The organism is Pseudomonas sp. EB271-G4-1 (assembly GCF_058791355.1).
In genome coordinates, this window is the sequence record NZ_JBYTEO010000016.1 from 102,314 (window position 1) to 114,408 (window position 12,095).

Sequence of the window (12,095 nt, forward strand, 5' to 3'; positions counted from 1 at the left end):
CAACCATGACCACGACAACAACAATTGCATCGCCAACCAGCGCCGCTATCGATACACCGCAGATTCCACCGGGCAAGGCCTTACTGGCGGCATTTGCCTCGACATTCGGCTGGGCGCTGGATTTGTTTGACCTGTTCATTCTGCTCTACGTGGCGCCGATCATCGGCCGCATGTTTTTCCCCTCGGACACCCCGACACTGTCGCTGGCCGCGGTATACGCCTCATTCGCCGTGGCCCTGCTGGTGCGCCCCCTGGGTTCGGCAATCTTCGGCGCGTATGCCGACAAGCACGGCCGCAAGCGAGCGTTGATGGTGTCGATGGTCGGCGTCGGTATTTCCACGGCACTGTTTGGCGCGCTGCCGACCATTCATCAGGCCGGCATATTGGCCCCGATACTGTTTCTGCTATTGCGGGTGATTCAGGGCATTTTCGTTGGCGGCATCGTGGCCTCCACTCACACCATCGGCACCGAATCCATCTCGCCGCGCTATCGCGGCCTGATGTCCGGGTTGATCGGTGGTGCCGGTGCCGGCATGGGCGCGCTGTTGGCGTCGTTCACTTACCTGGTGTTGTCGGAAATTTTCCCCGGGGGTGAATTTGACGTCTGGGGCTGGCGCTTCATGTTCTTCTGCGGGCTGCTCAGCACGTTTTTCGGGCTGGTGATGTTCCGCTATCTGGAAGAAACCCCGGTCTGGCAGCAACTGCAACAAGCGCGCAAGACCAAGGGGCCGGCGGTAGTGGTCGTGTCGCCGCTCAAGCGTCTGTTTGGTCGCGAGTACCGCAGCGTGATGCTGGTCAATCTGCTGATTACATTCGGCGGCGGAGCAACGTATTACCTGGCCTGCGGTTATCTGCCGACCTTGCTCAACGTGGTCGCCAAAGTGCCCCATACGCAAACTTCGCAGATGCTCATGTACGGGTCGGTGGCAACCATTGTCGGAGCACTGGCCTTCGGTTACCTGAGTGACCTGATCGGTCGCAAGAAGACCTTCATGCTACTGGGTGTGATTAACCTGGTGAGCTTGCCGATGATGTTCCTCGGTGTCGCCGAGCCGGGTTCGCTGACCCGCACTGCGCTGTATTGCGTGGGCATCGCCTTCATGGGCGGGGCGATCATCGCGCCGATCCTGATCTTCCTCAACGAACGCTTCAGCACCGAGCTGCGCGCCAGCGGCACAGGATTGTCCTGGAACATCGGTTTCGCCCTCGGTGGAACCATGCCGACCTTTGTGTCCCTGTTCAGCAGCAGTCCCGCGCAGATCCCGATGGTGCTGGCGATTTTCGCCGCCGGCCTGTCGGTGATCTACCTGATCGGCAGCGTGGTGATTCCGGAAACCCAAGGCAACTTCAAGTAAAGGAAAACGCAATGAGCAGATTGAATGGAAAAGTCGCGATCATTACCGGTGCCGCGCAAGGCATCGGTGCCACTTATGCCCAGGCCTTGGCGGCCGAGGGTGCGACGGTGGTGCTTTGCGATTTGAACGCGCCTGACGAAACCGCTGCCGCGATCCGCAACAAGGGCGGTACGGCCCTGGCGATCGCTTGTGACGTGACCGACGGTGCCGCCGTGCAAGCGATGGTCGAGGAAGCCGTTGCGCAGTTCAGCGGTGTGCACGTGCTGATCAACAACGCCGCGTTGTTCGCCACCCTGGAGCTCAAACCGTTCGAGCAGACCAGCTCGGCGGAATGGGATCGGATCATGGCGGTCAATGTGCGCGGTTCCTTCGAGTGCGCGAAGGCGGTTATGCCGGTGATGCGCCGTCAGGGCTACGGCAAGATCGTCAACATTGCCTCGGCGACGGCCTTCAAAGGCGCGCCGATGATGGCGGCTTATGTCGCGTCGAAGGGCGCGGTGATTGCCCTGACACGCTCGATAGCGCGAGAAGTCGGCGACGCCGGCATCCGCTGCAACTGCCTGGCGCCTGGCCTGACCATGAGCGCCAACGTCCAGGCCAATGCCGCCTGGGCCGGGGATATTGTGCGCAACAACATTGCCAGCCGCTGCATCAAACGCGAAGCAGTGCCACAGGATCTGATCGGCGCGCTGCTGTTTCTGTCCTGCACCGACAGTGATTTCATGAGCGGCCAGACCCTTGTGGTCGACGGCGGTTCGGTGACCCATTGATTGAAGGAGGATTCATGCAAAGCCAACACTTCATCGATGGACAATGGACCTCAGCGGATCGTTGGACCGACAGTCTCGACCCGGCAAACGGCGAACTGATCGGGTGCTTTGCCGACGGCGGCGAGGCCGAAGCTGAAGCAGCGGTGGCAGCGGCTGCCCGAGCCTTCAACAACCCGCAATGGGCGCAGAATCCACGCCTGCGTCAGCAGCTATTGCTGGAGTGGGCTGCCGCCCTGAAGGCGCGTCAGGAGCAACTCGCGCAATTGCTGACCCGCGAGAACGGCAAGGCATTGGCGCAGTCCCGAGGGGAGATCGGCGGGGCGATTTCCGAGATTCTTTATTACGCCGGCCTGGCCCGGCACAACCCGGGGCACATGCTCGAAGTCGCGCCCGGTGAGTTCTCCAGCATGCTGCGCGAACCCGCCGGGGTGGCCGGGCTGATCATTCCATGGAATGCCCCGGCGGTGCTGCTGGTTCGTGCTCTGGCGCCAGCGATCGCGGCGGGTTGCACAGTGGTGATCAAACCCGCGCCGCAAACCGCGCTGTTCAATGCGGCGATGCTCGAGCCACTGTTCGCATTGCCAGGCCTGCCGGCCGGGGCGGTCAATCTATTTGCCGAGAGCGGGCATGCCGGGGCAGCGCATCTGGTGGCTTCGCCACGGGTGGACGTGCTCAGCTTCACCGGCTCGACCGCGACAGGCCAGCGCATCATGCGCGACTGCGCGGCGACTATGAAGAAGCTCTCGCTGGAACTGGGCGGGAAATCTTGCTGCCTGGTCTTTGAAGATGCCGATATTGCCGCCATCGCGCCGAAACTGGCAGCGGCGGCCACCATTATCTCTGGCCAGCAATGCACTGCTGCCCGGCGCGTGCTGGTGCATGCCAGCCGTTTTGCTGAAATGAAAACCGCGCTGAGCGCCGCACTGGGGCAGATCCGCTTGGGTAATGGCCTCGATCCAGCGAACAACATGGGACCGCTGATCGACTGGCAATCGCGGGACAGCGTTGAGCGGCGCATTGGCGAGGCGCTGGACAGCTGTGACGAAGTGCTGCTGGCCGGAGGTCGCCCGCAGGGTGAACTCAGCAAAGGCGCATTTCTCGCGCCGTCGCTGATCGCCCATCGCGACAGCAGCGCATTCTTTTGCCAGGAAGAAATTTTTGGCCCGTTGCTGGTACTGGAGTCCTTCGAAGACGAAACCGAGGCTGTAGCGCGCGCCAACCATACCGAGTTCGGTCTGTCCGCGAGTGTCTGGACCGAGCAGGGCGCTCGCGCCTGGCGTGTCGCTCGGGCACTGCGCAACGGTACGGTGTGGCTCAACGACCACAACAAATTGTTCGCCGAGGCGGAAACCGGTGGCTACCGAAAGAGCGGTCTGGGGCGCTTGCATGGCGTCGATGCGCTGCTGGATTTCAGCGAGCTCAAACACATTTATCAGAACGTCGGCACGCTTGGTTGAGCGCGAACGCGGGGGTGATCATGGAGCTGCGCCATCTGAAGTATTTTACCTGCCTCTACGAAGAGGGCTCCGTCACCCGGGCGGCGCAGCGCTTGAATATCGTGCAACCGGCGTTGTCGATGCAGATCGCCAGGCTTGAGGAAGAACTCGGGCAGACATTGTTCGAGCGCAGCTCCAAAGGCATGGCGCCGACCGAGGCCGCAGATCAGGCTTATCGCTTGTTCATGCCGATCCTTGGCCAGCTGCTGGCGGCGCGTCAGACTCTGATCGACCGTAGTGGCCAGATTGGCGGTCGCATCAGCGCCGGGCTGATCGCGTCTGCCGCCAACAATGCGTTGGCCAGTACCCTGGCGCATTTTGTCGAGCATCACCAGCAGGTCGAACTTTGCGTCACCTCGGGCTATAGCCAGGAACTGATCGCGAAGGTCCTGAACGGCATGCTGGATTTCGCGGTCATCAACCAAAGCTTCCAGTATGAGCACCTGATCGGCCACGACATCTTCGATGAGGAATTACTGGTCGCCACCGGTGCAGCCAATCGCCTCAGCGGAGCGCTGCCATTGCCGTTGACCAGTCTGGCGGGGTTCAAACTGGTGCTGCCCTCGCGTCGTCACGGGTTGCGCAGGGTGATCGACCAACACCTTGCCGCCCAAGGCGTTGAAGTCACCCCGCAGTTGGAGGTGGATGATCTGGCGGTCATCGAGGACTTCTTGCGTCGCAGCGACTGGGTCAGCGTGCTGCCGGCAACCGTCCTGCATCGCGGATTGCACGAAGGCGCGTTGCGCGCCTATCCGCTGGCCGCACCCGGGATCAGCCGGCGCATGGTGTGTGTGCACGACGCGCGTCGACCACTGACCCCGGCGGCAATGCTGTTCATCGAGATGATCGGCAAAACCATGACCACCGCGCTCGACACCATCCATTTCTTCAAAGAAGGTCCGATAGAGGAGGGCGACCATGGGCGCTCCGGGAAGTAGCCGGCCGCAGCGGCTGATCGTAGGAATTTCCGGTGCCTCTGGCGCCGTTTATGGCGTGCGTCTGCTGGAGCTGTTGCGCGACACGCCGATTGAAACCCATCTGGTGGTCAGCAAGTCAGCGCTGATTACTTTGGCCCATGAAACCGAGATGTCCTGGTCTCGGCTCAAAACCCTTGCTGACGTCAGCTACGTCAATCAGGACATCGGCGCGGCCATTGCCAGCGGCTCGTTCAAGACCATGGGCATGATCATCGCGCCATGTTCGATACGCAGCTTGTCGGAGATCGCCAGCGGCGTGACCTCGACACTGCTGACCCGCGCCGCCGACGTGGTGCTCAAGGAGCGCCGGCGCCTGGTGTTGATGGTTCGCGAGACGCCATTGCACCGCAATCACCTGCGCAGCATGACCGAGTTATCTGAACTCGGCGCAGTGATCGCTCCGCCAGTGCCAGCGTTCTATGCCAGGCCGACCAGCCTGGAAGACATGGTCGATCACACTGTAGGAAGGGTGCTGGACATGTTCGATATCGAACTGGGGGTCGTGCGTCGCTGGCGCGAACTGCCGGAGCGCGTAGCAACGCTGGATGAGGTGGTCGATGATTAAGTCACGCTCGGTGCATTCAGGCGGGGAGGCGCTCCAGGAATTCGCAGATCAGCTGCAAGGTCCGCTCGGTTGCTTCGGTCTGGGGAAAGTGCCGGCAGTTATCCAGCAACACACAACGGCACGGCCCAGGCACCTGTCGCTCGATGACCAGCAGTTGCTCGGGTGTGGCGTAGTGGTCTTCGCGACCCTGAATGACCAGCAGCGGCTTTTCGATACAAGCCAACTGCGCTTCGAGATCGACCAGGGAAAAGTCCGGGTGCAACCAACTGTCGCTCCAACCGTGAAAAGCGCCGTCGACATTGGTCCCGTGGTGGCGTGCCAGGCGTTCGCGCAATTCGCCCTGGTGCCAGACCTCAGTGGTGTGGCGAATACCATCGAGGCTCTGCGCCTCGACAATCACGTGAGGCGCCAGTGCGATGCTGCCCAACACGCGCGGATCGTTGGCGGCGGCATAGGCGAGGACAATGGATGCACCGTCACTGTGACCGAGCAAGACCACTTGCGGCAGTTGCAAGGCATCGAGCAATTGCCGCAGTTCACGAGGGCCATCGCTGCTCAGGTAGTCCAGCGGACGCGGCAGGGTCACCGGGCTCGATTGCCCATAACCCTGACGGCTGTAAGTGACCACACCGCAACCGCTCGTCTGGGCCAGGCGCAGGGGAAAGTCTTTCCATTGGCTGGCGCTGCCCAGGCCTTCGTGCAACAGCACCAGCGTCGGTCGCGATGGGTCAGCCCCAGGCAGTTGGCGATATTCCAGCTGCACCGGCCCAAGTTGCAAAAATTGTTGTGGCGACATGTTGAACCAACAATTGAACAGGATTGCTCGCAGGTTACCGTAAACGTAACCCTGCATGCAGCACCACGCATTACTTGAGGTACTGAAAACATGCGCCATCTCGATGTTCAGGTGATCGACCAGGCACTGCAATGGGCACGGTCCGGACAGTCCCAGTGGCTGTGCACGGTGCTCTCCACCTATGGCTCGGCGCCGCGTGCGCCGGGTGCGATGCTGGTGACCAATGGTGCAGGTGAACACGTCGGCTCGCTGTCGGGTGGCTGCGTCGAAGAGGAGTTTCTCGAAAGCCTGACGCGTGGTGAATTACGCGAACCGGCGCAGATCGTCAGTTATGGCGACAGCGTCGAGCAACGCCACCGTCTACGATTGCCCTGTGGGGGTGTGCTGATTGTGCTGGTCGAGCACCGCGCTGCCAGTCTCGAATGGATCGCACACCTGGAGAGTCTACAAGCGGCGTTACTGGGGCAGCGCCGCCTGCTGCGTCACGTCGAGTTGAGCAGCGGTGCCTTGCGCCTGGACCCGGACACCGGACACGGCAGCGAACGGGTACAAGTCGTCGACGAAAGGGTGCGTATCAGCGTTGGACCGGCCTTGCGACTGATTCTGGCAGGGCTCTCGCCGGTCGCTGAAGTTTGCGCCAGTTTTGCCCGCGCCATCGGCTGCGAAGTCATCGCCTGCGACCCCCGGGAAGAGATGCTGCATGTCCAGCTCGAAGGCGTGGAGATGCAGCGCGTGCTGCCCTCGATGTTCATTGCCGCGGGGGGTTGCCACGCGGCGACCGCGGTGGTGGCGCTGACCCACGATCCGCGAATCGATGATCTGGCGCTGATGGAAGCGGTCCACACCCCGGCGTTCTACATTGGCGCCATGGGGTCCCAGGCAACCTCCGCCAAGCGCGCCGAGCGGCTCAAGCGCATCGGTGGTCTGACGGATGAACAGATCGCCCGTTTGCACATGCCCATCGGGCTCGATCTGGGCAGCAAGGCCCCGGCGGAAATTGCCCTGGCGGTGGTGGCCGATATCCTGCGCGTTTATCACGGCAAAGAACGCCATGCCTTGTAGGGCGGTTTTTCCGACGAACGAGGGGGCTGCGAAAGTCGAGGTAGACGCTTGGTCATTCGCGCGCGATAGTGGCCAGCCAAGTGTTGCTGAACCATGGACCGATCGACGGGCTTGAGAAATAGATAGACGCCCTGATGAAATGCATTGAGGCCGATAACAATATCGCTTCAAGCGAGCGGAGGAATCTGATGTCGATAGCCCAACGGGTTTTCCACGGCAGGTTTGGCCGGGTCGCCTTGCTGAATATGGATCATTCGCTGGTCACCCATACCCATTCCGAATGCCATGTGCTGGTCAAAGTGTCTGGCGAGGACACTTACTTCAACGTTAACGGTCGGCGGGTTCCGCTCAGTGATCGCACGGCGGTGCTGGTCAACGCATGGGAGCCGCATTTCTATGATCCGCAGCCGGGTGCCGGTGCTACCGTCATTCTGGCGCTCTACATCGAGCCCGCCTGGCTGGCCACTGCCCAGCAGTCGCTGGCGCTGAGCGGTCGGCCGGACTTTTTTGCCCAGCCGTGCATTGAGCTGTCGAGCCGTAATCGCACCCTGGCCGACATCCTGGTCGCCGAAGCGCATGGTTGCGGGATCGTGCCGAAAGAGCGCATGGAATTCATGCTGTTCGATTTCCTGATCGAACTGATCGAGGACTTTTCCAGCTGGCGGCATTTGTCGCAACTGGGGGCGCCGAGCTCAGGTGAATTCCGGGACGCGCGCGTGCGCCGTGGCATCGCCTGGCTGCTTGAGCACCTCGATGATCCGAACCCGATCGACAACGCCGCACGGGCGTGTGGACTGTCGCGGGCGCACTTCTTTGCGCTGTTCAAGAAAGACACTGGCATGACGCCGACCCTTTTGCTTAACGACGCGCGCATGCGCCGGGCTTTTGCCTGGCTTGAGCGTGAGCGCAGTGGAACATTGGGCCTGTTGTCGGAGAACCTCGGGTTCTCCGAGCAAGGTCATTTCACACGGTTTTTCCGTCAGCATATTGGTGCTTCTCCCAGCCAGTATCGGCGTGTAGTGGATTGTTACGCGCCGGTTTGAACCGGGAGGAGGGTGGTGGGTATTTTGGGAAATAATTCCCGGTGTTGAAGTTGGGTTTGAATATTGAGGGTTAGTAGCTTGGATAGTTGCAGGCGTTATTGGGTCTGCCACTCATTCGGGAAGTCATCAATCTCATTTATGTGTACTTCACGCTTCAACTCAAATTTTATTCTGAGAGTTCGCAGTTTTCAGCGAGTCAGGAGTTTGACTCGCTGAGTTCAAATTGAATTTGTAATGGGCGGTCAGGAAATTCTTCACGGGCGAGTTCGGCTCTACCGTCCTTTGCGATGCTCGCTTGTGCCCTGAAATAAGTAGCCGATTGTTCGAGGTCGATGAGGCGCTAATAGAACGCTATCAATTTCCCGCCATCATCCATCCTCTCACACCATGATGTTCACTCAGCTCTTTCATGACTCGGGCCGCGTCCTGCTTCTGTTTATAAGGGCCGATGACTACAAAGTTGTGTTCTTTACGCGCTACCGGCAACTCCAGCTGTTGAATGGCTTCTTTGGCGCGATGTCGGCTGGGTGTGTTCAACGCAATTTCAATCACCCACAGGCCGGATGAAGACGTGGCCAAGGCAGGTTTTTCAGCGTGGGAAATATAGCCGCCGCAAGTCAAGCACGGGCGTTCCAGCGTGATTAGCGATCCTGGCACGGTGCGAAAGACATGCCATTGCGGGTCAAACGTTTTTTTGCGGGCAAAGAGTGCCAGGAGCAGGCCGGTAAACGTAATCAGGCCGCTGAGCACAATCGTCCATTTGTGAGACGGTGTGGGCAATGAAGGCAGCGTAAGTACGGGTGATTCGGCTGGTTTTTCGAACAACGGCTGTAAGGCGTCAGCCTCCGTTGAATCGGGTATATCGAATCCGTTTTTCGCAATGGGGGCGAGCTCATTGAACTGTTTTGTACTGAGCTCTTTCGCCACTTTATGACTGGTTTCATCGAGTAGTTGTTCGAGCTGTGTCACTTTTTGCTGGATGTATGAATTGTCGACGTTATTTTGACAAGTGGGTCCTGTGGACGTGTAGGTCCATAGGAGTACTGATAGTTGCCCAAAAACGCCAGTGACCAGGAAGCCCAAGCCAAGCTTTCGCACGGCACTCTCTCCACATTGGGTGAATAGTAGTTTTTCCCATTTCTTTCTGATGAAACAGGTTCTATTGCTGATCCTGGATAATTAAGTTCTTGGGCGCGTCAGTGTGCCCAAGCGCCAAAATCATTTGGCTGCTTTTTGTTGTTTTAAAGTATATCGGGCTTGCACTTTATAGACTGTTGCTTAACGAAAAACGGCTCAGGGGGTCGAAAATAAACCGTATCAGATGGATGTCAGGGTGATCCATTAAAACACTTGTTTTTAAGATGAAGTCGTGACCAAAGTGCCTGCTCTCGGCCACCTTTTATCTCGACGCCAGCGGCAAGTAACGCTTCTCGAGATTAATCTGCTCCTGGCCGATTTCTGCCCAGGGTTACAGGGTCATATTGGTCAAAGATCAACGCCCTGGGCCGGCAGGGCCCAGGGCAGGATGACTGCCTGGCATTCACAAAACCGGTAAATGCTGCAGGCAAGGCGAGGGCTTAGTTAACGATCACTTCGTCCAGTGCTTGCTCGAGGATATTGACCGTGCGCTCGATATTGTTCAGCTTTTCGAGCCCGAACAGGCCGATGCGGAAGGTCTGGAAGTCGGCCGGCTCGTCGCATTGCAACGGCACTCCGGCGGCGATCTGCAGGCCGTGGTTGGCAAATTTCCTGCCGCTCTTGATGTCGGCATCATCGGTGTAGCTCACCACGACGCCAGGGGCCTGGAAGCCGGCTGCGGCCACGCTCTTGATGCCTTTGCCGGTCAGCATGGCGCGCACCCGATCGCCCAGCGCCTGTTGTTCGTCGCGGACCTTGTCGAAACCGTAGGCTTGCGTCTCTTTCATCACTTCGTTGAATCGCGCCAGGGAATCGCAGGGCATGGTCGCGTGGTAGGCATGTCCGCCCTGTTCGTAGGCCTGCATGATCTGCAGCCACTTTTTCAGGTCGCAGGCGAAGCTGCTGCTTTGCGTTTGCTCGATGCGCTCGAGGGCCAGGGAACTGAACATCACCAGGGCGCAGCAAGGGGACGCGCTCCAGCCTTTCTGCGGTGCGCTGATCAGCAGGTCGACGGCGCATTTGTGCATATCGACCCAAAGCGTGCCAGAGGCGATGCAGTCCAGCACGAATAGGCCACCCACCGCGTGCACGGCGTCGCCGACGGCCCGCAGGTAGTCGTCGGGCAGGATAATCCCGGATGAGGTTTCGACGTGGGGGGCGAAGACAATCTGCGGCTTTTGCGCCGCAATGGCTGCCAGCACTTCGTCCAGAGGGGGTGGGGCGTAGGCAGCCTGGCGACCCGTCTCGACCGGTCGGGCTTTCAGCACCGTGGTGGCTGCCGGGATGTTGCCCATCTCAAGGATCTGGCTCCAGCGATAACTGAACCAGCCATTGCGTATCACCAGGCACTGCTGGTCGGTGGCAAACTGTCGCGCCACCGCCTCCATGCCGAATGTGCCGCTGCCCGGGACCACCGCAACAGCCTGGGCGTTGTAGACCTGTTTCAGGGTCTTGGAAATGTTCTTCATCACGCCTTGAAACGACTGCGACATGTGGTTGAGCGAGCGGTCGGTGTAGACCACTGAGTACTCGACCAGCCCCTCAGGATCGATACTGGGATATAGCTTTGACATGAAGTGACTCCTTTGGCAGAGATGTCATTGGTATCGACCCTGCCCTAAGCCTTGGCAAATGACAAGATTGCCGGGATTGAATGGCGAGTTCTGTCGAGCCGCAGGCATCAACCCATAGCTGTCAGGCTGACGCCTCTCACAGGCATTCGCGACTAGAATTTCACTGTCGGCCCTCCAAAAGCCAGGTCAGATTGTCCACCGTGCAGCGACAGGTCTCGAGCGTTGCTTCGGTCCATGGGAAACATCTATGACGAATCCGCAAGATAAAGGCGAATCCGACGAGGATTTAGGTCAGATGGTGATAGGGCGAGGACCCTGTACCTATCTATTGCTGCTCCTACTAGGATTGATCCTCCTGTTTCCCTTTCTTGAGGACGGCATAGTTGCTCGCACGTTGCTCGGCACTCTGTTTTCAATCGTGCTGCTCGTGGGCGCTTTCGCCACCAGGCAGACGCGGCGGGGGTTCATCCTCAAACTGGGCCTGGCGTTGCTTGGGGTTGGTCTTCAATGGTCGGCGTTGTGGGCTGGAAGTATCGCGATTCTTTTCGTTGCCGGGATAGTGTTTGCGGCGTCTCTTGCTGTCTCGTTCACAGGAGTGCTTCGCTATATCCTCAAGCGCGGCCCCATCACAGCCGACAAGCTGCATGGCGCGCTTGCGGGTTACATCATGCTGGCCTTTGTCTGGTCCTTCGTCTATGCCCTGGTCGAGATCTCCAGCGCTGGCTCATTCGGCCCTGCGCACCTCGACTTCGAACAGCCCGGCACTTTTTTCAAACTGATCTATTTCAGCCTCACGACGCTCACGACCACAGGTTTCGGTGATGTGCTCCCGTTGACCAACCACGCCCGCTCACTGGTGATGGTCGAGGAGTTTTCAGGGGTCTTCTACGTTGGCGTGGTGATAGCGCGGCTTGCCGGTCTCTATCCGACGAACCAGACCCAGTGACTCTCGCGTTGCCTGGGTCGTATTTTATTCAGTTAGCACCTGCGACCAACTGCCAAGGCCGATTTTTGCATGTCACGAAGGGCCGCTCCTGATTGTGAATTCAACCGGTCGATGCGACAGATTGGGTTTGATCGTTCCCACGCGCAGCAAAGGAATGCCGCCAGGGACGCTCTGCGTTCCACTGACGACGCGTTAATTGAGCCGTGCGCGACGGTGATGCGGGGCGTCACAGGAAGCCCTGTGTGAAATTGGTTGCCTGCGTACATATCCATTGCTGCGGTAACGGCGGCTTATGGTTGATCGTTCCCACGCTCTGCGTGGGAATGCCGCCAGGGACGCTCTGCGTTCCACTGACGACGCGTTAATTGAGCCGT

11 protein-coding genes are annotated in these 12,095 nt (G+C 59.4%); 8 read left to right on the forward strand and 3 right to left on the reverse strand.

The genetic code is table 11. The features are described from left to right. Positions 1-5 precede the first annotated feature (5 nt). From AC3WWR_RS10765 to AC3WWR_RS10785, 5 genes are read left to right on the forward strand one after another with little or no spacing between them, the layout of a single operon-like run. Entirely contained in the window at positions 6-1,355 is a 1,350-nt protein-coding gene (locus AC3WWR_RS10765) for an MFS transporter (RefSeq protein ID WP_492598688.1), read from the forward strand. Positions 1,356-1,366: 11 nt separating this feature from the next. Continuing rightward, positions 1,367-2,125, forward strand: coding sequence for an SDR family NAD(P)-dependent oxidoreductase (locus AC3WWR_RS10770; protein WP_151141318.1), 759 nt, complete (start codon positions 1,367-1,369; stop codon positions 2,123-2,125). A 14-nt stretch (positions 2,126-2,139) separates the two neighbouring features. After that, a complete protein-coding gene (locus AC3WWR_RS10775) occupies positions 2,140-3,582 on the forward strand; it encodes an aldehyde dehydrogenase family protein (RefSeq protein WP_492598689.1) in 1,443 nt (480 codons plus the stop codon). Between the two features lie 20 nt (positions 3,583-3,602). Next, complete coding sequence (locus AC3WWR_RS10780) at positions 3,603-4,559, forward strand: LysR family transcriptional regulator (protein ID WP_248679434.1); 957 nt, start codon at positions 3,603-3,605, stop codon at positions 4,557-4,559. Beyond that, on the forward strand, positions 4,540-5,163 hold the full coding sequence (locus AC3WWR_RS10785) for a UbiX family flavin prenyltransferase (RefSeq protein ID WP_020800285.1): 624 nt from the start codon (positions 4,540-4,542) through the stop codon (positions 5,161-5,163). The genes AC3WWR_RS10780 and AC3WWR_RS10785 overlap by 20 nt, the downstream gene beginning before the upstream one ends. Positions 5,164-5,179: 16 nt before the next feature. Here AC3WWR_RS10785 and AC3WWR_RS10790 read toward each other — a convergent pair whose 3' ends face one another. Then, positions 5,180-5,959, reverse strand: coding sequence for an alpha/beta fold hydrolase (locus tag AC3WWR_RS10790; protein ID WP_492598690.1), 780 nt, complete (start codon positions 5,957-5,959; stop codon positions 5,180-5,182). Between the two features lie 90 nt (positions 5,960-6,049). Between AC3WWR_RS10790 and AC3WWR_RS10795 the strand changes: the two genes are divergently transcribed. Together AC3WWR_RS10795 and AC3WWR_RS10800 are read left to right on the forward strand one after the other, a co-directional pair. Beyond that, positions 6,050-7,021 (forward strand): XdhC family protein, encoded by a 972-nt coding sequence (locus tag AC3WWR_RS10795; protein ID WP_033040282.1) that lies wholly within the window; start codon positions 6,050-6,052, stop codon positions 7,019-7,021. 188 nt (positions 7,022-7,209) lie between these two features. Further along, positions 7,210-8,064: a helix-turn-helix transcriptional regulator gene (locus AC3WWR_RS10800; RefSeq protein ID WP_110754600.1), complete on the forward strand. Its 855-nt coding sequence runs from the start codon at positions 7,210-7,212 to the stop codon at positions 8,062-8,064. A 354-nt stretch (positions 8,065-8,418) separates the two neighbouring features. On the opposite strand, the gene AC3WWR_RS10805 is transcribed toward AC3WWR_RS10800, so the two are convergent. Then, the gene (locus AC3WWR_RS10805) at positions 8,419-9,162 is read right to left on the reverse strand and encodes an SPOR domain-containing protein (protein ID WP_492598691.1); all 744 of its coding nucleotides are present in this window, start codon (positions 9,160-9,162) and stop codon (positions 8,419-8,421) included. A 479-nt stretch (positions 9,163-9,641) separates the two neighbouring features. Further along, positions 9,642-10,775 carry an aminotransferase class V-fold PLP-dependent enzyme gene (locus tag AC3WWR_RS10810; protein ID WP_020800279.1) on the reverse strand — a complete coding sequence of 378 codons (1,134 nt, stop codon included), beginning with the start codon at positions 10,773-10,775 and terminating at the stop codon, positions 9,642-9,644. Positions 10,776-11,022: 247 nt separating this feature from the next. On the opposite strand from AC3WWR_RS10810, the gene AC3WWR_RS10815 reads away from it, so the two are divergent. Next, positions 11,023-11,721 (forward strand): ion channel, encoded by a 699-nt coding sequence (locus AC3WWR_RS10815; RefSeq protein ID WP_020800278.1) that lies wholly within the window; start codon positions 11,023-11,025, stop codon positions 11,719-11,721. Positions 11,722-12,095 lie beyond the last annotated feature (374 nt).